Origin of the sequence: uncultured Allobosea sp., assembly GCF_945956895.1 — a bacterium.
Taxonomy (GTDB): Bacteria; Pseudomonadota; Alphaproteobacteria; order Rhizobiales; family Beijerinckiaceae; genus Allobosea.
In genome coordinates this window covers 15,088-37,899 of sequence record NZ_CAMFJF010000002.1, presented here as the reverse complement: position 1 = coordinate 37,899, position 22,812 = coordinate 15,088, and the positions used below count along the sequence as shown (strand labels likewise).

The window sequence follows — 22,812 nt, the reverse complement described above, 5'->3', positions numbered from 1 at the left end:
ATTCTAGTCTCCCTCATCCAGACCAATCGGGAGGCCACCATGTTCGATGCCCATTTCATCCTGCTCCATGTCGAGAGCCCGGCCGCCAGCGCCGCCTTCTATGCCGACCTGCTCGGCAAGGAGTCGCTGGAGCTGTCACCGACCTTCGCGATGTTCGCGCTGCCCTCGGGCGCGCGGCTCGGCCTCTGGTCGCGCCATACCGTCGAGCCCGCTGCGACCGTGACGGGCGGCGCGGCCGAGATCGCGATGATCGCTCCCAGCGCGGAAGCCGTCGATACGACCTGCGAGGACTGGCGCAAGCGCGGCGTCGTTATCCTGCAGGAGCCGACCGACCTGGATTTCGGGCGCACCTTCACGGCGCGCGATCCCGATGGGCATCGCCTGCGCGTGTTCCACCCCTTCCCGGAAGCCTGAGGGGCTTGGGTTTCAGGCCGCGGGCTTCAGCTGCGCCTGGACGCGGTCCCGGCCGAGCCGCTTGGCGCGATAGAGCGCCTCGTCGGCCTCGACCAGGAGGTCGTCGAGCTCGCGCCCGCCGAGCTCGATCTCGGCCACGCCGATGCTGAGCGTCAGCTGCAGCCGGATCTCGGCGAGATCGGCGAGCTTGTCGCGAAAGGCGCCGCGGAGACGCTCGGCAACCCGCACCGCTTCCCGGGCGCCGACATCGGGGAGGATGATCGCGAACTCGTCGCCGCCCTGCCGGGCCAGGATGTCGGTGCTGCGCAACTGCTCCCGCACCGCGTCGGCAAAGAGGCGCAGGATACGGTCGCCGGCGGCATGGCCGAGCGTATCGTTGAGCGTCTTGAAGTGGTCGATATCGACGAGCAGGAGCGCGGCCTGCCGTTCGCCGCGCGACTGCCGCGCCAGCCATTGTTCCAGCCCGGAGCGGTTCATCGCCCCGGTCAACGGGTCGCGCCGCGCGAGCGTCGCCAGAATCCGGTCGCTGCGTTCGGTTGCGAGCAAGAGCAGGGCCTGGCCTCTCAGGATGATGAAGGCGACGCCGGTCGCGGCGAGCCAGCCGGTCGCCCCCGGATCCGGTGGAAACAATGTCGTGCCGACCTGGTCAAGCGCCGCCAGCGCGATGCGTCCGGCATAGATCACGACCGTCGGCGCGAACAGGATGGCCAGCAGCCAGGCCGAGCGCAGCCGCTCCTTTCGTCCGAGCCGTACGGCCTCGCGGACGATGGCGGCATCGCAGAGCGCCATCACCGTCGCCACGACCATGACGCGTGTCGAATAGCCTTCCGTGCCGGGCGACAGCGCGAGCAATGTCCAGATGCCGAGGAGCACCACTCCCAAGCCGAACCAATTGAGCTCGCGCCCCGCAAAATGCCGGATGCCGAACAGCAGCAGCAGGCAGCCGGCCAGCATGATGGTGTTGGCGAACTCGATCGAGAGGATATCGGGAATAGCGCCGCGGAACGCGGTGCCGAGCAGGCCGGCGCCGATGCACAGGCTGCTGACGCCCCACCAGACCGGGCTGCGGGTGAAGCGGCCGGTGGCGAAGGTCATGAGCTGCATCGTGCCGATGATGAAGCAGGTCAGCGCGCCCGTGACGAAGATCGTTCTCAGGTCGATGATCACGCGGATTTCGGCCTCTCGCGATCGCTCCGGCCGAGGACGCCGATCGGTGCGCCTGCGGCCGCACTAGCCTGCTCGCGCAGCGAAACCGGTCCACCGAGCCGGACAGGCCGCGGCGTTTCGGGTTGTCCGGTCCAGCCCCGCGCGCTAGGCAGGTGGAGGTGGGAGGGAGAGCAGTTTGGCCTGCTTGAGAACATGATGGCTTGAGGATATTCCCGATGAACTTTTATAAGTCGTTGATGACCGTCTCTACGGTCGCGTTTTTGGGCTCGGTCGCCCCATCTTTCGCTCAGGCCCAGGCCGATCAGCTCAAGGTCGCCTATCAGGCCGCCCGCAACCAGCTCGGCATCCTCGGCTATTGCGCCGACAACGGCCATATCGATGGCTCCGCGGCCGGGGTGCAGAAGAAGTTGATTGCGCTCATTCCCGCTCCGGCGGATGGCAGCGGCGGCGATGCGGCCGAGGCGGCCGGCCGCAAGGGCACGGTGTCGGTGATGGGCATCGAGCAGAGCATCGCCGCGGCGCAGGGCGGCCCTCCGGCGGCATATTGCAAGAAGCTCGCCGAGCTGGTGAAGCAGATGGGCGCCAACCTGCCGCAGTAGGGCGAGGCCGGACGCATCGCCTGCCGTCGCGATAAGTGGCCCATGCGGACGCCGCATGGGCCTCATCATATCGCGCCGTCGGTTTTCTCGGCTCAGCCGGCTTGCAATGCGGTCCCATCCCCTGTAAGGCGCAGCGCATCCCACATGGAGCGCATCGCCTCGATGTCCCGAGGCGTTCCGGTGACGTGGCAGCTCATGCCTTGTTCATTCGCGCTCCAGAGGCTCAACCGGAAGGACTAGAACACCATGGCTCTGCCTGATTTCTCCATGCGCCAGCTCCTCGAGGCCGGTGCCCATTTCGGCCACCAGGCTCATCGCTGGAACCCCAAGATGTCCCCGTACATCTTCGGCGTCCGCAACAACATCCACATCCTCGACCTGTCGCAGTCGGTGCCGATGCTGCACCGCGCCCTGCAGGCCGTGTCGGACACCGTCGCCCGCGGCGGCCGCGTCCTCTTCGTCGGCACCAAGCGCCAGGCGCAGGATGCCATCGCCGATGCCGCCAAGCGCTCGGCCCAGTACTATGTCAACTCCCGCTGGCTCGGCGGCATGCTGACCAACTGGAAGACCATTTCGGCTTCGATCCAGCGCCTGCGCAAGGTCGACGAGCTGCTCAACGGCGGCGGCACCGGCCTGACCAAGAAGGAGCGCCTGATGCTGTCGCGTGAGCGCGACAAGCTCGAGAAGGCTCTGGGCGGCATCAAGGACATGGGCGGCACGCCGGACATGATCTTCGTGATCGACACCAACAAGGAAGCGCTCGCGATCAAGGAGGCCCAGCGCCTCGGCATCCCGGTCGCCGCGATCGTCGACTCGAACTCGGATCCGGACGGCATCACTTTCCCGGTTCCGGCCAATGACGACGCCGGCCGCGCCATCCAGTTCTATTGCGATCTGATCGCCCGCTCGGCGATCGACGGCATCGGCCGCGCCTCGGGCGACCAGGGCATCGATGTCGGCGCCGCCGAGGCGCCGGTCGTCGAGGAGGCTCTCGAGACCGCTTCCGGCGCCTTCGAGACGCTGACCGCTCCGCGCGGCGCTCCGGACGATCTGACCAAGCTCTCGGGCATGGGCCCGGACGCGGTCCAGAAGCTGAACGACGGCGGCATCTACCACTTCTGGCAGATCGCGGCGATGACGCCTGCCGACGTGAGCAAGATCGACCACGACCTGAAGCTCGGCGGCAAGATCGACCGCGAAGGCTGGGTCGCCCAGGCTCGCGATCTCGCCGACGCCTGATGCAGGCTGCCTGACTGCGGCGCGTCATCCGCGCGTCGCAATCAGATTCTCGATTGACGCCGACCAACGCCGACGGCCGGAAACGGAGCGTCGGCGTTTCCCCATGCAGGCGTCCGCATAATTCCGATCCGCGGCCGGTCTTAAGGGCCTGCGCCGCACCGACAGCAAGGACAAGACAGATGGCCGCGATCACCGCCGCACTCGTGAAGGAACTCCGCGACAAGACCGGCGCGGGCATGATGGACTGTAAGGCCGCCCTCTCGGCGAATGACGGCAACCTGGAGGCAGCCATCGACTGGCTGCGCGCCAAGGGCCTGTCGAAGGCCGCCAAGAAGGCCGGCCGTGTCGCCGCCGAGGGCCTCGTCGCCGTCGCCGTGCAGGGCAACGAGGGCGTCGTCGTCGAGGTCAACTCCGAGACCGACTTCGTCGCGCGCAACCCGGAATTCCAGGCGCTCGCCAAGACCATCGCCGATGTCGCGCTTGAGCGTGGCGGCGACGTCGAGGCACTGCTCGGCCATCACTATCCGGGCGGCGGCACCGTTCAGGACGCGATCGCCAACGCCATCGCCACCATCGGTGAGAACATGACGCTGCGTCGCGTCGCCTCGCTCAAGGTGTCCTCGGGCGTGATCGGCTCCTATGTCCACGGCGCGATCACCGAGGGCCTCGGCAAGATCGGCGTCATCGTCGCGCTCGAGACGACGGCTAAGTCGGACGAGCTCGCTGTGCTCGGCCGCCAGCTCGCCATGCATGTCGCGGCGACCAACCCGGTTGCGCTCGACCTCGCTTCGGTCGCCCCGGACGTGCTGGAGCGCGAGAAGGCGATCCTGGCCGAGAAGAATGCCGGCAAGCCCGAGCATGTCCTGGCCAAGATCACCGAGAGCGGCCTGAAGAGCTACGCCAAGGAATACTGCCTGCTCGAGCAGGCCTATATCCATGACGGCTCGAAGTCGGTTGCGCAGGTCCTCAAGGAGATCGAGGGCAAGGTCGGCGCCCCGGTCAAGCTCACCGGCTTCGCCCGCTACGCGCTCGGCGAGGGCATCGAGAAGGAAGAGCAGGACTTCGCGGCCGAGGTCGCTGCCGCCGGCGGCACCACGGGCTGACAAGCTCCATCACGAATGAGAGAAAGGCCGCGCATTGCGCGGCCTTTTTTGTAGGAAGATAGGGCTGCGTCGAATCGCAGCCGGCCCCCAACACGACGGAGAGACATCGATGAGACCCCAACGCGTTCTCGTGAAGCTCTCCGGTGAAGCCCTTGCCGGTCCTGTCGGCAACGGGCTGGATGGCGGCACGCTGACGGCGCTCGCAGCCGATATCGCCCATGCCTCGCGCGAGGGCGTCGAGATCGGCATCGTCGTCGGCGGCGGCAACTTCTTCCGCGGCGTCCAGGGCCTCAACAAGGGGCTCGACAGGACCACTGCCGATTCGATCGGCATGCTCGGCACGGTGATGAACGCGCTGGCGCTGGAGCATTCCATCGAGGCGGCCGGCGCCCCGGCCCGCGCGATGTCGGCAGTGCCGATGCCCTCGCTCTGCGAGAGCTATGCCCGCAAGCGCGCGCTCGACCATCTCAGCAACGGCAAGGTCGTCATCCTCGGCGGCGGCACCGGCAACCCGTATTTCACCACGGACACGGGCGCGGCGCTGCGCGCGGCTGAACTCGGTTGCAGCCACCTGCTCAAGGCGACGCAGGTCGACGGAGTCTACAGCGCCGACCCGAAGAAGGACCCGACCGCGACCCGCTACGAGACGCTGACCCACGAGGACGCGATCAAGCGCGACCTCAAGGTGATGGACACCGCCGCCTTCGCGCTCGCCCGCGACGCGAGCCTCACCATCGTCGTCTTCTCGATCGCCGAGCCCGGCATGCTCGCCGCGGTCCTGCGCGGCGAGGGCAGGGCGACTTACGTCACGCCCTGAGGCGCCAGTCTCAGTAGGTTCGCCACAGGCCGGGCGTCGCCAGTTCGAGCAGATGCCCGTCCGGGTCGCGGAAATACAGGCTCGTGCTGCCGCGTTCCCACTGCATGCGTCCTTCGACGACGATGCCGAGTCCCTTGAGCTTCGCTTCCCAGGCCGGGAGCTCGTCTGTGTCTATCGCGAAGGCGATGTGGAGCGGCCCGCTCCCGTCATGCGGCGGGATCGTTCCACCGGGCGAGCTCTGCGTCTGCAGCGAGGCGCCGCGCTGGAACAGCAGAAGCACATTCGCGCCGCCAACATCATAGGCGAGGAGCGTCTTCGTCCTGAGCAGGGGCGCGAGGCCGAGCTTGTCCTCGTAGAAGGTACGGGCGCGGTCGAGGTCATCGACATAGAGCGCCGTCTCGACGATGCGGTTGAGGCGAGGCACGTCTTTTCTCCGTCATTCCTTGCTCCCGGCGCAGCCCGAAGCCGTGCCGATCCACACAACGGACATGGGCATCCCGCAGCCGCGGAACAGCGGGCAGGGGCGCTACTCCGCCATGTTCGGCGCGCATCGACGCTTTTCCCTTGCTCATCGCGGGGGAAAATGCTGTTCGAGGATGTAAGAGGCTCTAACACAACCCGGAGGGGTCTCGATGGGCTTTGGAGGAGCCGCATGCCAGGAGGAGCGTGCAGCCGATATCCATCGATATCGGCAAGTCGTTCCGACGCCGCAGGCGGCCCTCCAAAGCCCACCTTCGGCGCCGGGAATTCGACCGCCCGCGGCGTCGCGGCGCTTGCCGATACCAATGGTATCGGCTTCACCGCCGCTCCTGGCGGAGCGGACGAATTGCCGGCGTCGAGGCCCCTCCGGGTTGTGTTAGAGGCTCTTGATCTTGACCCTGCGCGGCCTCGCCGCCATGGTCGCGCCGATTTTGAATTATCTGCAAGGTCCCGATTGAAATGGCCCAGACGACGTTCGACCTCGCCGACATCAAGCGCCGCATGGCCGGTGCGGTGCAGTCCTTCAAGGGCGATCTCGCCTCGCTGCGCTCCGGCCGCGCCTCCGCCAACATGCTCGACCCGATCATGGTCGAGGCCTATGGCGCCCGCACGCCGCTGAGCCAACTCGCCACGGTCAGCGTGCCGGAGCCTCGCCTGCTCAGCGTCCAGGTCTGGGACCGCTCGATGGTGAACGCCGTCGACAAGGCGGTGCGCGAATCCGATCTCGGCCTCAACCCTCAGACGGAAGGCCAGGTCCTGCGCATCCGCATCCCGGAGCTGAACGAGCAGCGCCGCAAGGAGATGGTCAAGGTCGCGCACAAATACGCTGAAGAAGCCAAGGTCTCCGTGCGCCATGTCCGCCGCGACGGCATCGACGTCGTCAAGAAGCTCGAGAAGGACGGCGACATGACCAAGGACGATGCCGCCCGCAACTCCGACCTCGTCCAGAAGGCGACCGACCAGCACATTGCCGAGATCGATCAGGCGCTCGCGGCGAAGGAAAAGGAAATCCTGCACGTCTGATCTCCGGCGCGGGAGATCCCCCCGCGCCCCTTCGTCCGAGGCCGAGCGAGGCTCATCCGCATGTCATCCGGTCAGCGCGACGCAGATGTGTCCAACCCGGCCCATGTCGCCATCATCATGGACGGCAACGGGCGCTGGGCGCAGATGCGCGGCCTGCCGCGGCAGGAAGGCCATCGCCGTGGCCTCGAGGCGCTGCGGCGCACCGTCCGCAATGCCAGCGATCTCGGTATCAAGGTCCTGACCCTCTACAGCTTCTCGACCGAGAACTGGCGCCGCCCCTATGCGGAAGTCACCTTCCTGATGGGGCTGCTCAAGCATTTCGTCGAGAAGGATCTCGCCGAGCTTTCGGTCGCCAATGTCCGGGTGCGGATCATCGGCAGCCGGGACGATCTCGCGGCCGACCTGCGTCGCCTTGTCGAACATGCGGAAACCAGCACCCGCAACAATACCGGTCTCGTGCTGGTGATCGCCTTCAATTACGGCTCGCGCGACGAGATCGTGCGGGCGACGCGCCGGCTGGCGGTCGAGGCGGCTGCGGGGCGGATCGATCCGGCCACGATCGACGAGGCTGCGATCGCGGGCCAACTCGACACCCACGACCTCCCGGACCCCGAACTGGTCATCCGGACTTCTGGCGAGACCCGCATCTCGAACTTCCTGCTCTGGCAGGCGGCCTATGCCGAGTTCATCTTCGCGCCGGTGATGTGGCCGGATTTCGACCGGGCCGCCTTCGAGGAAGCTCTGGCCCAGTACCGCCAGCGCGAGCGCCGCTTCGGCGGCCTGTCCACCTCCTCTGACCGCAGCGTGGGCGTCGCGTGAATGCGCCGAATCCCTCTGCGCCGCGCGCGAACTCCGAGCTGAAGCTCAGGGTCGCCTCGGCGCTGGTTCTCGGCGCGCTGATCCTGCTCGTCACGCTGTGGGGCGGCTGGCCTTTCCGATTGGTCTGGATTCTGGTCGCCGGGCTCGTCGCCTATGAATGGCTGGCGATCATCGGCCGCGGCAATGCGATCCCTGCCGGTATCGCGGTGGTCGTGGCCGGTATCGCGCTGGCCTTCTCCCCGGCGAGCCCAGTCGCGATTGCGGGAACCGCTTCGGCCATGGCACTTCTCGGCGCCGTCATGACGCCTTTCATGCGCTCGCGCCTGGCGCTCGAGCTCTGCGGCGTCGCCTATGCGCTGGCCTTCGCTCTGGTTACGCCGGCGCTGCGCGATCTCGCGGGGGTAGGCCTCGCCCTGATCCTGTGGAGTTTCGCCGTCGTCTGGCTCACCGATATCGCCGCCTATTTTACCGGCCGCAAGCTGGGCGGGCCCAAGCTGATGCCGGCGGTCAGCCCCAAGAAGACCTGGTCCGGCGCGATCGGCGGCGCCGTGGCGGGAATGCTCGGAGGCTATCTCGTCTGGCGCTTGATGCCGGCGCTGCAGGGTATGACGGCAGTCGGGCCGGTGGTGACGGCTTCGCTCGCGGGTTCGATCGTCAGCCAGGCGGGAGACCTGTTCGAATCCGCCCTCAAGCGCCGTTTCGACGCCAAGGATTCAAGCAAGCTCATCCCCGGTCACGGCGGCTTCCTCGACCGGCTCGACGGCTACTGGGCGGTGCTGGTGCTCGCCGGTTTCGCGCTCTTCGCCCTGCACCTCAACGTCTGACACCAATGTCCTTGCGCAGAGTCACGCTTCTGGGGGCGACCGGCTCCGTCGGACGCTCGGTCCGCGACATCGTCGCCGAGAATCCCGAGCGCCTGTCGATCGCGACCGTGGTCGGTGGTCGGGACGCGCAGGCGCTGGCCCGGACAGCGATCGAAACGGGAGCGTCCTTCGCCGCGCTCGCCGATCCGGCTGGCGAGGAAGCCCTGAAACAGGCGCTCTCCGGTACGGGGATCGCCAGCGGGGCAGGGCGCTCCGCGGTGCTGGAGGCGGTGAACCGCCCTGCCGATATCGTCGTCAGCGCGATCTCCGGTGCGGCCGGGCTCGAGGCGACCTTCGCCGCGCTCCTGCCTGGGCGAACCATCGCGCTCGCCAACAAGGAGAGCCTGGTCTGTGCCGGCGCGGCGGTGATGGCGCGGGCGGCCGAGGTCGAAGCCCGCCTGCTGCCGCTCGATTCCGAGCACAACGCCCTGTTCCAGGTGCTCGGTGCCGAGCCGCTCGCTTCGGTCCGCAGCATGACGCTGACCGCTTCCGGTGGCCCGTTCCGGACCTGGAGCGCCGAGCGCATCGCCGCGGCCACGCCCGAGCAGGCATTGAAGCACCCGAACTATGCGATGGGCGCCAAGATCACGATCGACTCCGCCAGCATGATGAACAAGGGGCTCGAACTGATCGAGGCTCGCTTCCTGTTCGATCTGCAGCCGGACCAGCTCGACGTGCTCGTCCACCCCCAGCAGATCGTCCATGGCCTCGTGACCTTCCGCGACGGCTCTGTCAGCGCCGGCCTGGCGGTGCCGGACATGCGGGTTGCCGCGGCACATTGCCTCGGCATCGACGGCCGGCTCGACGCGCCGCCGCCGCGCTTCCTCGATCTCGCCATGGCGGCCCCCCTCAGCTTCGAGCGCCCCGATCTCGTCCGCTTTCCGGCGCTCGGCCTCGCCATGGCTGCATTGCGCGAAGGCGGCGCCATGCCGGCGGTGCTCAACGCCGCCAACGAGGTCGCCGTCGCGGCCTTCCTGGAGCGTCGGCTGCGCTTTTCCGATATCGCCGTGCTGGTAGAAACGGTCTGCGCCGCATTCCCCGCCGGAGTGCAGGCTCCGCGCCATGTTGCGGACGCGCTCGCCATTGACCAAGATTCGAGACGGCGGGCTGCCTCGCTCTTGTCGCAAGCGCGGTTCACTGCCACCTAAAGCGACACGCCAATCCGGTTGGCCTGTTGCCCTGTCGATGTCCGGCTCTAGAGGCCGTCGGGACCCTGGGAGATCGTTTGATGGAATTCGCAGCGTCGTTTTGGAATGCCGGGCATTTCCTGCTCAGCTATCTGCTGCCGTTCCTCTTCGTCCTGACCATCGTCGTCTTCGTCCATGAGCTCGGACATTTCCTGGTCGGCCGCTGGTGCGGGGTCGACGTCAAGACCTTCTCCATCGGCTTCGGCCGCGAGCTCTTCGGCTTCAACGACCGGCATGGCACGCGCTGGCGCTTCGCGTTGATCCCGCTCGGCGGCTACGTGAAGTTCTCGGGCGATGCCGATGCCTCCAGCGCGCCCGACGATGCGGCGGTGAGCCGGATGTCGGCGCAGGAGCGCGCGCGTTCCTTCCCGGCGCAGTCTCTCGCCGAGCGGGCCGCGATCGTCGCCGCCGGCCCGATTGCCAATTTCCTCCTGGCGATCCTGATCTTCGCCGGCTCGGCCTTCTTCTTCGGCAAGCAGGTGCTGATCCCGCGCGTCGAAACGGTCGTCGCCGGCAGCGCGGCGGAGAAGGCCGGGCTGAAGGCGGGCGACATCGTGATCGCCATCGACGGCCAGAAGGTCACCAGTTTTTCCGACATGCAGCGGATCGTCTCGACCCGCCCCGAGGAGCGGCTGGAGGTCTCGATCGAGCGCGACGGCGGCACGGTGACCTTGCCGGTGACGCCCTCGCTCACCGAGATGAAGACGCAGCTCGGGACGCAGCGTATCGGCGTGATCGGCGTCAAGGCTTCGCCCCGTCCGGAGGATTGGAGGACCCAGCGATTCGGATTGCTCGAATCCGCCAAGTCGGGCTTCGTCGAGACTTGGTTCGTCGTGACGCGGACCTATGACTACATCGCCAAGCTTCTGAGCGGGCGTGAATCCACCGACCAGCTCTCAGGTCCGATTCGGATCGCGCAGGTCTCCGGCATCGTCGCTTCCAGCGGCGGCTTGCTGGGGCTGATCAATCTCGCCGCGATCCTCTCGGTTTCGATCGGCCTGATGAATCTCGTGCCGGTTCCCATGCTCGATGGCGGCCATCTGCTGTTCTATCTCTATGAGGCCCTGCGCGGCCGGCCCCTGAGCCCGCGGGCCCAGGAAATCGGTTTCCGGGTCGGCCTCGCGCTGGTGCTGATGTTGATGCTGTTCGTGACCTGGAACGACATCGTTCACGTGCGCGGCATGCTCTGAAGCCGCCTGCGGCGCCGCGCTTTGCGGCGGAAAAGCGGCGTGCCGCGTGGCGCGTCGGCAACGAGATTCCTAAAAACGCTTTATTAACGATGATCGCGGTTTGCACCCTGCCGGAAACTTTGTAGAAGCGATTGAACCGCAATGTCCCCGTGCTGCCGTCCTGAGATGGCGGTCCCCGTTTGGGGTGGTGACCAGAGAGATGGAATAGGCGACCCGATGACGTCGACCCAAAAGAGCCGGACGAGCAAGATGCGGCTCTCTCGATCGATCGGACTTTCGGCTTTGATGCTGGCCGTGAGTGGTGGTGTGGCGTTCGCGCAGGCCGTGGTTGTCCAGGGCAACCGGCGCGTCGATGCGGAGACGATCCGCTCCTACGCCGTTGGTCGGGAGAATCCGCAGGAAATCCGCGAGAGCCTGATGGCGACCGGCCTGTTCTCGAATGTGCAGGTCAATCGTCGCGGTTCGCAGATCGTCGTCGCGGTCAAGGAGCAGAGCGGCACGGCCAATCGTGTCGCTTTCGAGGGCAATCGCAAGCTGAAGGGCGAGCAGCTGTCCCAGATCGTGCAGTCGCGCCCCGGCGGTCCCATCAGCCAGGCGCTGATCAACTCCGATGTCGAGCGCCTGCGCGAGGCCTACAAGCGTTCCGGCTATGGGCTGTCCTCGGTCAGCGGTCGCATCGCTCCTCTTCCGAATGGTCGTGAGGACATCGTCTTCACCATCAACGAGAGCAGCAAGACCGGCATCAAGTCGATCAACTTCACCGGCAATCAGGCCTATTCGGCCGGGCGTCTGCGCGGGCTGATGACCTCGACGGAGTCGAACTTCCTGAGCTGGATCAAGACGTCCGACGTCTATGATCCCGATCGGGTCAATTCCGATATGGACCTCATCCGCCGCTTCTACCTGAAGAACGGCTACGCCGATTTCCAGATCACGAACAGCAGCGCCCGCTTTGATGACGCGGCCGGCGGCTGGGTCGTGGACATCCAGGTCGAGGAAGGTCCGCAGTATCAGGTCGGCAACGTCTCGGTCGATTCGTCGCTGCGCGACGTCGATGCTGCTGCCCTCCAGCGTTATGTCGCCACCTCGCGGGGCGATACCTACAATGCCGAGGCGGTCGAGAAGTCGCTGGTGGCGCTCACGACGGAAGTGGCGCGCCGTGGTCATGCCTTCGCGCAGGTTCGCCCGCGCGGCGATCGTGATTCTTCGGGTCGTCAGATCGGCATCACCTATGTCGTCGACGAGGGGCCGCGCGTCTATGTCGAGCGCATCAACGTGCGCGGTAACACGCGTACTCGTGACTATGTCGTTCGCCGCGAGCTCGACCTCGGTGAAGGCGATGCCTACAACAAGGTCATGGTCGACCGCGCCGAGCGTCGCCTGAACAATCTGGGCTTCTTCAACAAGGTTCGCGTCACCAACGAGCCGGGCTCCGCTCCGGATCGCGTGATCGTCAACATCGATGTCGAGGACAAGGCGACCGGCTCCTTCTCGATCGCTGGCGGGTACTCGACCTCTGACGGCGTTATCGGCGAAGTCTCGCTGTCGGAATCGAACTTCCTCGGCCGCGGCCAGTTCGTTCGCATCGCCGGCACGATGGGTCAGCGGACGCAGGGCGTCGATTTCTCCTTCACCGAGCCCTATTTCCTGGGCTACCGCGTGGCGGCCGGCTTCGACCTGTTCTCGAAGTACAACGACAACTACAACACCGGCCGCTATGAGAGCCGCGTGACGGGCGGGCAGGTTCGCTTTACCTTCCCGATCACCGAAGAGTTCTCGGTCACGCCGCGGTACTCGATCTATACGACCGAGATCAAGATTCCGAACACGACCAGCCGTCCCTATAACGACTGTACCTATGCAATCCCCGGCATCACGCCGGTCGGCGCGACTGCGGCCAACGCGTATAACTGCGTGACCAATGGTGAGGCGACGGTGGCGGTCAAGGAGGCTCAGGGCTCCACCTTGACCTCGCTCGTCGGCCTGAACTTCAACTACAACTCGCTCGACAGCTACCAGAACCCGCGCAACGGCTTCTCGGCCGAGCTGAAGCCGGAATTCGCCGGCGTCGGCGGCGACTCGAAGTTCCTCCGCATCGCGGCGGACGCTCGCTACTACCGCGAGATCTTCGACGACGTCGTCGGCTTCCTGCGCGTCCAGGGCGGCCACGTCCAGGCGACCAGCGGCAACCTGCGCATGGTCGATCACTACTTCCTTGGCCCGTCGCTGGTGCGTGGTTTCGCGCCCTCCGGTATCGGTCCGCGCGACGTCCTGAACGATCCCACGGCCAACGCGGTCGGTGGCACCACCTATTTCGGCGGTACGGTCGAGCTGCAGTTCCCGATCTGGGGTCTGCCGCGTGATATCGGCCTGCGTGGCGCGGTCTTCGCCGACGCTGGTACGCTGTTCAACTATGACGGCGGCTCGAGCGTCATTGCGAACGGTGCCTTCGCGGGCTGCCCCGCTGGTTCTTCTGCGCGCCAGTACAATGTCGTGACCGGGGGGGCTCAATCGAGCATCGGCTGTATCCGCGACAAGAACGTCATCCGCTCGTCGGTGGGCGTGAGCTTGCTCTGGCAGTCGCCGCTCGGACCGATCCGGTTCGACTATGCCTACGCCCTGACCAAGGATGACGGCCAAATCGGCGTCAACCCTCAGACTGGTCTCGCCGGCAAGTATGGTGGCGACCGTCTCCAGGCATTCCGCTTCTCGGGCGGTACCCGCTTCTGATACAGCGGGGCTAGGCATCGACCGGGAAGCGGCTTCTGCTTCCCGGAAGAAGTCGATGCGATAACAACGACATGGATCGCCATCTTCGCGTCTGGTGAGATGCGCGGCGATCCGCGCTCCGGACCGGATCATGGCAGAGCCAGTTTTCTTTCCCTTCGCGACCTCGCTGGACTTCGGCGAGGTCGCAGCCATTTCAGGCAGCACCTTGCCGGAAGGCGTGGAGCCGACCCGCAAGCTCGACGGCATCGCAGCCCTCGAGACGGCCGGCCCGACCGACCTCGCCTATATGGACAATCCGAAATATACCGAGGCTCTGGCGGCGACCAAGGCGGGCCTGTGCATCGTTTCGTCCCGTTTTGTCGAGCGCGTTCCCGCCGGAACGGTGGCTTTGGTGTCGCCCGCGCCCTATCACGCCTTTGCAAAGGTGATGGCACGTTGCTTCCCGAATGCTCTGAAGCCTGAATCGGTCTTCGCCTCGCAGGGCGTCGCGCCCGGCGCCATCGTTCATGCGACGGCCGTCCTCGAAGCAGGCGTCACCGTCGATCCGGGCGCGGTCATCGGCCCCGGTGCCGAGATCGGCGCCGGCACGGTTGTCGCCTCGCATGCGGTCATTGGCCCGCAGGTCCGGATCGGGCGCAACTGCTCGATCGGCGCGGGCAGCACGATCCAGGCCTCTCTGATCGGCAATCGCGTCATCATCCATCCCGGTGCGCGGATCGGCCAGGATGGCTTCGGCTTCGCGATGAGTCCGAAGGGGCACATGAAGGTGCCGCAGATCGGCCGTGTCATCATCCAGGATGATGTCGAGATCGGCGCCAACACCACGATCGACCGTGGCGCCAGCCGCGACACGGTGATCGGGGAGGGCACCAAGATCGATAACCTCGTCCAGATCGGCCATAACTGCGTCATCGGGCGCCATTGCGTGATCTGCGCCCAGACCGGCCTCGCGGGGTCCTCGACGCTCGAGGATTTCGTCGTGCTCGGCGGCCAGGTTGGGCTCGCCGGCCACCTCACCATCGGTGTCGGTGCGCAGATCGCGGCACAGAGCGGCGTTGCCGGCGATGTCCCGCGCGGCGCGCGCTATGGCGGTTACCCGGCTCAGCCGGCGCTCGGCTGGGCGCGCGAAACGGCGCTGCTCAAGACGCTGGTGGCCAATCGCGGCAGGAAGCCCGGCGCGGGGCAGGACTGACCCAGCGTTTCGGCTGCCGGACGTGCTCTTTCTGCCTTGGATGTTGAGAATTATGTTGCCGAACCCGCTCTGTTTCCGGCAAAGCGGCGGAAGATTTTGAAATCGTGGCAAGTTGCAGGAGCGTTGCCTGCTTCCGGCCACTGAAGTGAATGCAAGGCGCTGCCCGGCGACGGCACGCGGGAGAAGACAGACCATGAGCGAGGCGACGACTGCACTGGGTGTGATCGACATCCAGAAGATCATGGCCAGCATCCCTCACCGCTATCCGTTCCTGCTGGTCGATCGCGTCGTCGAGATCGACGGCGACACGTCGGGCGTCGGCATCAAGAACGTCACGGTCAACGAGCCGCAATTCACCGGCCACTTCCCGGAGCGCCCGGTGTTTCCGGGCGTCCTGATGATCGAGGCGATGGCCCAGACGGCTGGCGTCCTGGTCGTGAACGCGCGTGGCACGGACGAGAAGCCGGTCCAGACCGTCCTCTTCACCACGATCGACAAGGCGAAGTTCCGCAAGCCGGTCACGCCAGGCGATCAGATCCGCTTCCACCTCACCAAGCTCGCCCGCAAGCGCAATATCTTCTTCTACCGTGGCGAGGCCCGCGTCGATGGCGCGCTGGTGGCCGAAGCCGAAATCTCGGCGATGGTCATTTGAGCGCCGGGTCGATTCAAGATCAGGGTCACGTCTCGATGAGCGTCACCATTCATCCCATGTCGCTGGTCGACCCGAAGGCGCAACTCGGCGCCGGCGTGAAGATCGGGCCGTTTTGCATGGTCGGTCCCGATGTCGTCCTCGGCGAGGACGTCGAGCTTGTCAGCCATGTCGTCATTGCCGGCCGTACCACGATTGGCCCGCGCACGCGGATCTTTCCCTTCGCCTCGATCGGTCACCCGCCACAGGACGTGAAGTATCGCGGCGAGCCTTCGACGCTCACGATCGGCGCGGATTGCCAGATCCGCGAAGGCGTCACCATGAATCCGGGCACGGAAGGCGGCGGCATGATCACCAGCGTCGGTGATCGCTGCTTTTTCCTCGCCAATTCGCATGTCGGCCATGACAGCCGCCTCGGCAGCAACATCATTTTCTCGAACAACGTGATGTGCGCCGGCCATGTCACGATCGGGAACTACGTCATCGTCGGGGGCGGCGCCGGCCTGCAACAATTCGTGCGCATTGGCGACCACGCTTTTATCGGCGGCGGGGCCGGGGTGTTGAGCGATATCATTCCCTTCGGCACCGTACGGGACAACCCTGCCCATCTGGTTGGGCTCAATCTCATCGGCCTCAAACGGCGTGGTTTCACGCGCGAGCAGATCCACGAGTTGCGCCGTGCCTATCGTCTGCTCTTCGCCGATGAAGGCACGCTGGCCGAGCGTGTCGAGGACGTTGCGGCGGAATTCTCGACGCATCCGTTGATCGACGAGATCCTGAACTTCATCAGGGAGGGCGGCGACAAGCCGCTCTGCACGCCGCGGGACGCCACCGCAGCGGAGCGGTGAGCGGCGATACGCCAGGAGTGGCCGCTGCACGCGGACCGCTTGTGATGATCGCGGGGAGCGGTGACTATCCGCTCCAGCTCGCGCGCATCGTGACTGCTAATGGCGAGCGCCCTTATATCGCGGCGCTGGACGGTGCGGTCGATCCCGCAGCTTTCGGCGAAGGCGCGGATGTCAGGAAGTACCGCCTGGGCCAGCTCGGCAGCCTGCTCGAAGAGCTGCGCCGGCGCGGCATCGTCGATATCGTCATGCTTGGGGCCTTGCCGCGGCCGAGCTTCGGTTCGCTGCGCCCCGAGGTCTCGACGTTGAAATATTTGCCGCATTTCGCCAAGGCCTTTCAGGGCGGGGACGATCATCTCCTGCGCGGCGTGGTCGGCTTTTTCGAGATGCAGGGCTTTCGCGTCCACGGACCGGCCGACATCGCCCCCGAGATGACGGCGCCACGCGGCGCATTGGGCCGCAAGCAGGCCAATCCTGAACAACGCGCAGAGCTCGAGCGGGGCTTCGCCTTGCTGGCGACCTTGTCGCCCTTCGATGTCGGGCAGGCCGCGATCCTCGCCGATCACCGCGTCGTCGCGATCGAGGCCGCCGAAGGCACGGACGCGATGATCCGCCGGGTCGCCGACATGGTGGCGCGCGGGCGCCTCAAGATCGGCAAGGGCGACGGCTTCCTGGTGAAGGTCCCCAAGACGGGGCAGGACCTGCGCGTCGACATGCCCGCCATCGGGCCGGACACTTTGCGGAACATCGCCGAGGCCGGACTCTCCGGCATCGGCGTCCGGGCCGGCGAGGTCCTTGTCGGCGATCGGGCGGCGCTCGGCCGGCAGGCCGACCAACTCGGTCTCTTCGTCGAAGGCTTTCCCTGATGCGGCCGTTCCGCTTGGGCGTCATCGCGGGCGAGGCGTCGGGCGATGCTCTGGCCCTGCGCTTCCTCGCCGCGCTGCGCGAGCGATTGGGGGAGCGCCCGATCGAACTTTGCGGCGTGGGTGACCACGGCCTGCCGGAAGCCGGACTAAAATCCCTCTTTCCTCAGGCCGATATCGCCGTCATGGGATTCGGCCCGGTGATCGCGCGCTTGCCTTTGCTGCTGCGGCGGATGGAGGATGCGGCGCGCGGCATCGCAGCCTTCGAACCCGACCTGCTCCTGACGATCGACAGCCCGGATTTCTGCCTGCGCGTCGCGAAGAAGGTGAGGGCGCGGGCGCCTTCCATTCCGATCGTGCACTGGGTCTGCCCCAGCGTCTGGGCCTGGCGCTCCGGCAGGGCGCGGCGGATGGCTCCGCATGTCGACCGCATCCTGGCCCTTTTGCCGTTCGAGCCCGCCGCGCTCGCCCGTCTGCACGGCCCCGAGACCGTCTATGTCGGCCATCCCCTGATGGAACGGCTCGCCGAAATGCGCCCCGATGCGGGAGAGCAGTGTCGGCGCGACGATACCGAGCGGCCGACCATCCTTATCCTCCCTGGTAGTCGGCGTTCCGAGATCCATCATCTGATGCCGGTCTTCGGCGAGGCAGTGGCGAAGGTGGCGGCAGCTACGCCGGGGGCGCGGTTCGTGCTGCCGGCGGTGCAGCGGCTCCAGCCGATGATCGACGAGGCCGTGGCGCGCTGGCCGGTCGCGCCGGAGATCGTGACGGGCGAGGCGGCCAAGCTTGCGGCGTTCCGCGGAGCGCGTGCAGCGCTCGCGGCATCGGGCACCGTGACGCTGGAACTCGCCCTGTCGCAAGTCCCGACGGTCGCGGCCTATCGCGGCGCCAACTGGGAAGCCTTTCTGGCGCGGCGCCTCGTCAAGCTGCCGAGCGTGATCCTGCCCAACCTGATCCTCGGCCGGAGCATCGTCCCGGAATTCATCCAGGAGGAAGCGACGCCGGACGCGCTGAGCAGCCATCTCCTCGCTGCCATGGCGGAGGGCGGCAAGCGCCAGGGACAGCTCGACGGCTTCGCCGAGGTCGAGACGATCATGCGCTCGGCTGGGCCGAGCCCGGCCGCCAACGCGGTCGAGGCGGCGCTGGCACTCTTGCCGGGCGGGCGGGGCGGCTAAGCGCTCCCGTCACCTATCGCCGCGGCTTCGAACCAAACGCTTGTCATTCCGGGGCGCGCCGCAGGCGCGAACCCGGAACCCACGACCGGGTGAGACATTCTGTGTCCGGTTGTTACCCGCTCGCCCAGTCGTAGGTTCCGGGTTCTTCGCTTGCGCGAAGCCCCGGAATGACAAATGTGGTTGCCTCCCGGATCGCGATCACCTCGACGATCACAACCGTCACACCCCAAGAAAAAAGGCGCGAGGCTTTCGCCGCGCGCCTTTCCGGATAACCGATGCCGCTGGGCTCAGCGGCGGCCGATCGGGGTGTAGTCGCGCTGCGGCGAGCCGGTATAGAGCTGGCGCGGGCGGCCGATCTTCTGGGACGGATCCTCGATCATTTCCTTCCACTGCGCGATCCAGCCGACCGTGCGGGCAACCGCGAAGAGCACCGTGAACATCGAGGTCGGGAAGCCCATCGCCTTGAGGGTGATGCCCGAATAGAAATCGATGTTCGGATAGAGCTTCTTTTCGATGAAGTACTCGTCCGACAGCGCGATGCGCTCCAGCTCGACCGCGACGTCGAGCAGCGGGTCGTCCTTGATCCCGAGCTCGTTCAGGACCTCATGCGTGGTCTTCTGCATGATCTTCGCGCGCGGGTCGTAGTTCTTGTAGACCCGGTGGCCGAAGCCCATCAGGCGGAACGGATCGTTCTTGTCCTTCGCCTTGGCGATGTATTTCGGGATGTTGTCGACCGAGCCGATCTCCTCGAGCATCTTGAGCGCCGCCTCGTTGGCGCCGCCATGGGCGGGGCCCCACAGGCAGGCCGTGCCGGCCGCGATGCAGGCGAAGGGATTGGCGCCGGAGGAGCCGGCAAGGCGCACCGTCGAGGTCGAGGCGTTCTGCTCATGGTCGGCGTGCAGAATGAAGATGCGGTCGAGCGCGCGCGACAGCACAGGATTGACCTTGTACTCCTCAGCCGGCACCGCGAAGCACATGCGCAGGAAGTTCGAGGTGTAGTCCAGAGAGTTCAGCGGGTACACGAAGGGCTGGCCGACGGTGTACTTGAACGCCATCGCGGCAAGAGTCGGCACCTTCGCGATCATGCGCATCGAGGCGATCATGCGCTGATGCGGGTCGGAGATGTCGGTGGAGTCGTGATAGAAGGCCGACATTGCGCCGATCGAGCCGACCATGACGGCCATCGGGTGGGCATCGCGGCGGAAGCCTTGGAAGAAGCGGGCCATCTGCTCATGCACCATGGTATGGCGCGTGATGCGATAGTCGAAATCGGCCTTCTGGGCGGCCGTCGGCAATTCGCCTTCGAGCAGCAGGTAGCAGGTCTCAAGGAAGTCGCCATGCTCGGCGAGCTGTTCGATCGGGAAGCCGCGATAGAGCAGAACGCCCTTGTCGCCGTCGATATAGGTGATCTGCGACTCGCAACTCGCGGTCGAGGTGAAGCCGGGGTCGTAGGTGAACATGCCCGTTTGGGCGTAGAGCTTGGCGATGTCGATGACGGCGGGGCCGACTGACCCCTCCTTGATCGCCATGTCGACGGTCTTGCCGCCGACCTGGAGCTGGCTGGTATTTCCGCTCATCGATACCGATCCTTTCAAGGCTCGCTGCTGTTCAGCCCCGGTTTCGCCTCTCCGCGCCTGCGCGCCGGGCATCTCGTATCCGAAGGCCGCGATGTGTCGGCCAAGCGTCGGAAGGAGACGGGGAGAAGCGGCCCATGTGACTGATCTACAAGCAATATTCGTGCACGCCTGCGTTGCCGCACCGCAATGCACTTGCGCGTCACTAGACCATTTGCGCAGTGCATTCAACCGAGCCAAAAGGCGGTTGGAACAGCGTTCCGCTCATATCGGCGCGTGCAGCCCCGCCGCTGCCTTTTTCAGGACGGCGGCGGGGGCATCGGAGGTGGAGTTCGAAGACTTTCCGGGCTGGCGAAAACCGCGGCTGGGGGATTCAGGCCGCCTGGTCGGCGAGCCGTGCCAGTGTCTCGTCGCGACCGAGAACGGCCATGACGTCGAACAGGCCCGGCGACATCGCCCGGCCGGTCAGCGCCGCGCGCAGCGGCTGCGCCGCCTGGCCGAGCTTCAGCCCGCTCTCCTCGACATAGGCGCGAACCGCAGCTTCCAGCGGCGCCGGCGACCAGTCGCTGACCGCGGCAAGCTTCGCCGCGATCTGCGGCAGGCGCTGGCGTGCGGCCTCGTCGAGCAGGCCCTTGGCCTTGTCATCGAGCTGCAGCGGGCGCTGGGCATAGAGATAGAAGGCGCTGTCGAGCAGTTCGATCAGCGTCTTGGCGCGCTCCTTGAGGCCTGGCATGGCGGCGAGGAACTTCGCCTCCAGCTCCGGCGACAGCGTGGCACCGAGCCCGCGCGCCGGTCCGATCTCCGGCAGGATGACCTTGAGCGCAGCGAGCAGGTCGGCATCGCTCGACTGGCGCATGTAGAGCCCGTTCAGGTTCTCCAGCTTGGCGTAGTCGAAGCGCGCCGGCGAGCGGCCGATCGAGGACAGGTTGAAGGCGTCGATCATCTCCTGCGTCGAGAAGACCTCCTGGTCGCCATGGCTCCAGCCCAGCCGCACCAGATAATTGCGCAAGGCCGCCGGCAGATAGCCCATCGAGCGATAGGCATCGATGCCGAGCGCGCCATGGCGCTTCGAGAGTTTGGCGCCGTCCGGCCCGTGGATTAGCGGGATATGCGACATGCTCGGCACGTCCCAGCCGAGCGCGTCGTAGATCTGGGTCTGGCGGGCGGCATTGGTCAGGTGGTCGTCGCCGCGGATGATATGGGTCACGCCCATGTCGTGATCGTCGACCACCACCGCGAGCATATAGGTCGGCGTGCCGTCGGAGCGCAGCAGCACGAGGTCGTCGAGATTCTCGTTCTGCCAGACGACGCGGCCCTGGACCTCGTCATTGACCACGGTCTCGCCGGTCTGCGGCGCCTTGAGGCGGATCACCGGCTTCACACCTTCCGGCGCGGCCGACGGGTCGCGGTCGCGCCAGCGGCCGTCATAGCGCAATGGCTTGCCCTCGGCGCGCGCCTTCTCGCGCATCTCCTCGAGCTCGGCCGGGGTCGCATAGCAGTAATAGGCCTTGCCGTTGGCGAGCATCTGCTCGGCGACCTCGCGATGCCGGGCTGCGCGCTGGAACTGGTAGACGGTCTGGCCGTCCCAATCGAGGCCAAGCCATTCCAGCCCGTCGAGGATCGCGGCGATCGCCGCCTCGGTTGAGCGTTCCCGGTCGGTATCCTCGATGCGCAGCAGCATCTTGCCGCCTTGCCGGCGGGAATAGAGCCAATTGAACAGCGCGGTCCGGGCTCCGCCGATATGCAGGAATCCGGTGGGCGAGGGCGCAAAGCGCGTGACGACGGCGTTGCTCATGGGAGGAAACTCCGGCCGGGCGGCGCGGCCGTCCGGGGCAAGACAGGGGATGGCGCCAGGTCGGACATGACAACCGGCGCGCGCCCTGTAACATGGCTTTGCCGGAAACGCTAAGCGGTCAAATCGCAGCGCCGGCAGGGGGGAGAGCGGGCGATGCAGCCGGCGCCGCCGGGGCAGGGGCAGGCACAGGGCCGGCGCGGCGCGCGCGTCGATGCCTTGCCGGCTCGTCTCGGCTCACCGGTCACGCTGGCGGCAAGTCTAGGCTCGTTGCTTCGGCAGCTTTGGCTTCGTCTGCAGCAGGGATTCGCGCTGGAGGTCGAACGGCGCCGCCCGTTCCTCTGGCTGCCCATCGCGATGGGCGTCGGCATCTTGCTCTACTTCGCCGCCGATCGTGAGCCGGCATTATGGGCGCCCCTGCTCGGCCTGGCCCTGAGCGGGGCGGCGGCCTTCGCCTTGCGCCTGCGCCGTTTCGCATCGATAGCCTGCCTCGCGGCGGCGGCCGCCTTCGCGGGATTCGCTGCCGGGGTCTGGCGCACGGCCGATATCGCCGCGCCGATGCTGGAGCGCTCGCGCATCGGCAAGCTCTCGGGCTTTGTCGAGAACGTCGAAGCCCGCGACAGCGGCGCGCGGATCGTGCTGCTGGTGACGGATCTCGCCAATGTGCCTCAGGACCAGCGGCCGAAACGCGTCCGTGTGAGCATGCGTTCCGGCGCGGTGGCACCCGGCGACCATATCGCGGCGACCGCGCGGTTGCTGCCGCCACCGGGGCCGGCGCGAGCGGGCGGTTATGATTTCGGCCGCGATGCCTTCTTCCGCGGGATCGGCGCCGTCGGCAGCATTTCCGGCAAGATCGCGCTGGCGCCGGCGCCTTACCCGATGCCGACGCGCCTCGCCATCGACGTGATGATCGACCGGGCCCGCAATACCTTGACCCGGCGCATCGCCGATGTCGGAGGCGGGCAGGGCGGGGCGGTCGCCGCCGCGCTCGTCACCGGCAAGCGCGGCCTGATCACCGAGGCCACCAACAACGACCTGCGCGCCGCTGGCATCTACCATATCGTCACAATTGATGTGGTTTTCTGACCTTC

Annotated in this window: 21 protein-coding genes; 17 read left to right on the top strand and 4 right to left on the bottom strand. The window is 66.5% G+C overall.

The window, feature by feature from the left end:
* Positions 1 to 39: 39 nt before the first annotated feature.
* A complete protein-coding gene (locus tag Q0Q02_RS01600; protein WP_293806304.1) occupies positions 40 to 414 on the top strand; it encodes a VOC family protein in 375 nt (124 codons plus the stop codon).
* A 12-nt stretch (positions 415 to 426) separates the two neighbouring features.
* Here Q0Q02_RS01600 and Q0Q02_RS01595 read toward each other — a convergent pair whose 3' ends face one another.
* Positions 427 to 1,581, bottom strand: a complete 1,155-nt coding sequence (locus Q0Q02_RS01595) for a GGDEF domain-containing protein (protein ID WP_293806303.1) — start codon at positions 1,579 to 1,581, stop codon at positions 427 to 429.
* A 215-nt stretch (positions 1,582 to 1,796) separates the two neighbouring features.
* Here Q0Q02_RS01595 and Q0Q02_RS01590 point away from each other — a divergent pair, with 215 nt between their 5' ends.
* The 4 genes from Q0Q02_RS01590 (at position 1,797) to pyrH (ending at position 5,339) form a co-directional block, all read left to right on the top strand.
* Entirely contained in the window at positions 1,797 to 2,180 is a 384-nt protein-coding gene (locus tag Q0Q02_RS01590) for a pore-forming ESAT-6 family protein (RefSeq protein WP_293806302.1), read from the top strand.
* A gap of 246 nt (positions 2,181 to 2,426) precedes the next feature.
* Complete coding sequence (locus Q0Q02_RS01585; RefSeq protein ID WP_293806301.1) at positions 2,427 to 3,419, top strand: 30S ribosomal protein S2; 993 nt, start codon at positions 2,427 to 2,429, stop codon at positions 3,417 to 3,419.
* Positions 3,420 to 3,598: 179 nt separating this feature from the next.
* Positions 3,599 to 4,522: a translation elongation factor Ts gene (gene tsf, locus Q0Q02_RS01580; RefSeq protein WP_293806300.1), complete on the top strand. Its 924-nt coding sequence runs from the start codon at positions 3,599 to 3,601 to the stop codon at positions 4,520 to 4,522.
* A 109-nt stretch (positions 4,523 to 4,631) separates the two neighbouring features.
* Entirely contained in the window at positions 4,632 to 5,339 is a 708-nt protein-coding gene (gene pyrH / locus Q0Q02_RS01575; RefSeq protein ID WP_293806299.1) for a UMP kinase, read from the top strand.
* A 10-nt stretch (positions 5,340 to 5,349) separates the two neighbouring features.
* Here pyrH and Q0Q02_RS01570 read toward each other — a convergent pair whose 3' ends face one another.
* Complete coding sequence (locus Q0Q02_RS01570) at positions 5,350 to 5,763, bottom strand: VOC family protein (RefSeq protein WP_293806298.1); 414 nt, start codon at positions 5,761 to 5,763, stop codon at positions 5,350 to 5,352.
* 515 nt (positions 5,764 to 6,278) lie between these two features.
* Here Q0Q02_RS01570 and frr point away from each other — a divergent pair.
* The 11 genes from frr (at position 6,279) to lpxB (ending at position 18,355) form a co-directional block, all read left to right on the top strand.
* A complete protein-coding gene (gene frr / locus Q0Q02_RS01565) occupies positions 6,279 to 6,842 on the top strand; it encodes a ribosome recycling factor (protein WP_293806297.1) in 564 nt (187 codons plus the stop codon).
* Positions 6,843 to 6,902: 60 nt separating this feature from the next.
* Positions 6,903 to 7,661, top strand: a complete 759-nt coding sequence (locus Q0Q02_RS01560; RefSeq protein WP_293806296.1) for an isoprenyl transferase — start codon at positions 6,903 to 6,905, stop codon at positions 7,659 to 7,661.
* Positions 7,658 to 8,485: a phosphatidate cytidylyltransferase gene (locus Q0Q02_RS01555; RefSeq protein ID WP_293806295.1), complete on the top strand. Its 828-nt coding sequence runs from the start codon at positions 7,658 to 7,660 to the stop codon at positions 8,483 to 8,485. The genes Q0Q02_RS01560 and Q0Q02_RS01555 overlap by 4 nt, the downstream gene beginning before the upstream one ends.
* Positions 8,486 to 8,490: 5 nt before the next feature.
* Positions 8,491 to 9,672 carry a 1-deoxy-D-xylulose-5-phosphate reductoisomerase gene (dxr, locus tag Q0Q02_RS01550; RefSeq protein WP_293806294.1) on the top strand — a complete coding sequence of 394 codons (1,182 nt, stop codon included), beginning with the start codon at positions 8,491 to 8,493 and terminating at the stop codon, positions 9,670 to 9,672.
* Between the two features lie 80 nt (positions 9,673 to 9,752).
* Complete coding sequence (gene rseP / locus Q0Q02_RS01545) at positions 9,753 to 10,901, top strand: RIP metalloprotease RseP (RefSeq protein WP_293806293.1); 1,149 nt, start codon at positions 9,753 to 9,755, stop codon at positions 10,899 to 10,901.
* A gap of 249 nt (positions 10,902 to 11,150) precedes the next feature.
* Positions 11,151 to 13,631 (top strand): outer membrane protein assembly factor BamA, encoded by a 2,481-nt coding sequence (gene bamA / locus Q0Q02_RS01540; RefSeq protein WP_293806619.1) that lies wholly within the window; start codon positions 11,151 to 11,153, stop codon positions 13,629 to 13,631.
* A 130-nt stretch (positions 13,632 to 13,761) separates the two neighbouring features.
* On the top strand, positions 13,762 to 14,823 hold the full coding sequence (gene lpxD / locus Q0Q02_RS01535; protein WP_293806292.1) for a UDP-3-O-(3-hydroxymyristoyl)glucosamine N-acyltransferase: 1,062 nt from the start codon (positions 13,762 to 13,764) through the stop codon (positions 14,821 to 14,823).
* A 193-nt stretch (positions 14,824 to 15,016) separates the two neighbouring features.
* Positions 15,017 to 15,475, top strand: coding sequence for a 3-hydroxyacyl-ACP dehydratase FabZ (fabZ, locus tag Q0Q02_RS01530; RefSeq protein ID WP_293806291.1), 459 nt, complete (start codon positions 15,017 to 15,019; stop codon positions 15,473 to 15,475).
* A gap of 35 nt (positions 15,476 to 15,510) precedes the next feature.
* The gene (gene lpxA, locus Q0Q02_RS01525) at positions 15,511 to 16,320 is read left to right on the top strand and encodes an acyl-ACP--UDP-N-acetylglucosamine O-acyltransferase (RefSeq protein WP_293806290.1); all 810 of its coding nucleotides are present in this window, start codon (positions 15,511 to 15,513) and stop codon (positions 16,318 to 16,320) included.
* A 44-nt stretch (positions 16,321 to 16,364) separates the two neighbouring features.
* The gene (locus Q0Q02_RS01520; protein WP_293806289.1) at positions 16,365 to 17,183 is read left to right on the top strand and encodes an LpxI family protein; all 819 of its coding nucleotides are present in this window, start codon (positions 16,365 to 16,367) and stop codon (positions 17,181 to 17,183) included.
* Positions 17,183 to 18,355, top strand: coding sequence for a lipid-A-disaccharide synthase (lpxB, locus tag Q0Q02_RS01515; RefSeq protein ID WP_293806288.1), 1,173 nt, complete (start codon positions 17,183 to 17,185; stop codon positions 18,353 to 18,355). Before Q0Q02_RS01520 ends, lpxB begins: the two co-directional genes overlap by 1 nt.
* A gap of 287 nt (positions 18,356 to 18,642) precedes the next feature.
* On the opposite strand, the gene gltA is transcribed toward lpxB, so the two are convergent.
* Together gltA and gltX are read right to left on the bottom strand one after the other, a co-directional pair.
* Positions 18,643 to 19,932 (bottom strand): citrate synthase, encoded by a 1,290-nt coding sequence (gltA, locus tag Q0Q02_RS01510; protein ID WP_293806287.1) that lies wholly within the window; start codon positions 19,930 to 19,932, stop codon positions 18,643 to 18,645.
* Positions 19,933 to 20,302: 370 nt separating this feature from the next.
* On the bottom strand, positions 20,303 to 21,724 hold the full coding sequence (gene gltX / locus Q0Q02_RS01505) for a glutamate--tRNA ligase (protein ID WP_293806286.1): 1,422 nt from the start codon (positions 21,722 to 21,724) through the stop codon (positions 20,303 to 20,305).
* Positions 21,725 to 21,877: 153 nt separating this feature from the next.
* On the opposite strand from gltX, the gene Q0Q02_RS01500 reads away from it, so the two are divergent.
* Positions 21,878 to 22,807 carry a DUF4131 domain-containing protein gene (locus Q0Q02_RS01500; RefSeq protein WP_293806285.1) on the top strand — a complete coding sequence of 310 codons (930 nt, stop codon included), beginning with the start codon at positions 21,878 to 21,880 and terminating at the stop codon, positions 22,805 to 22,807.
* The last annotated feature ends 5 nt before the right edge of the window (positions 22,808 to 22,812 follow it).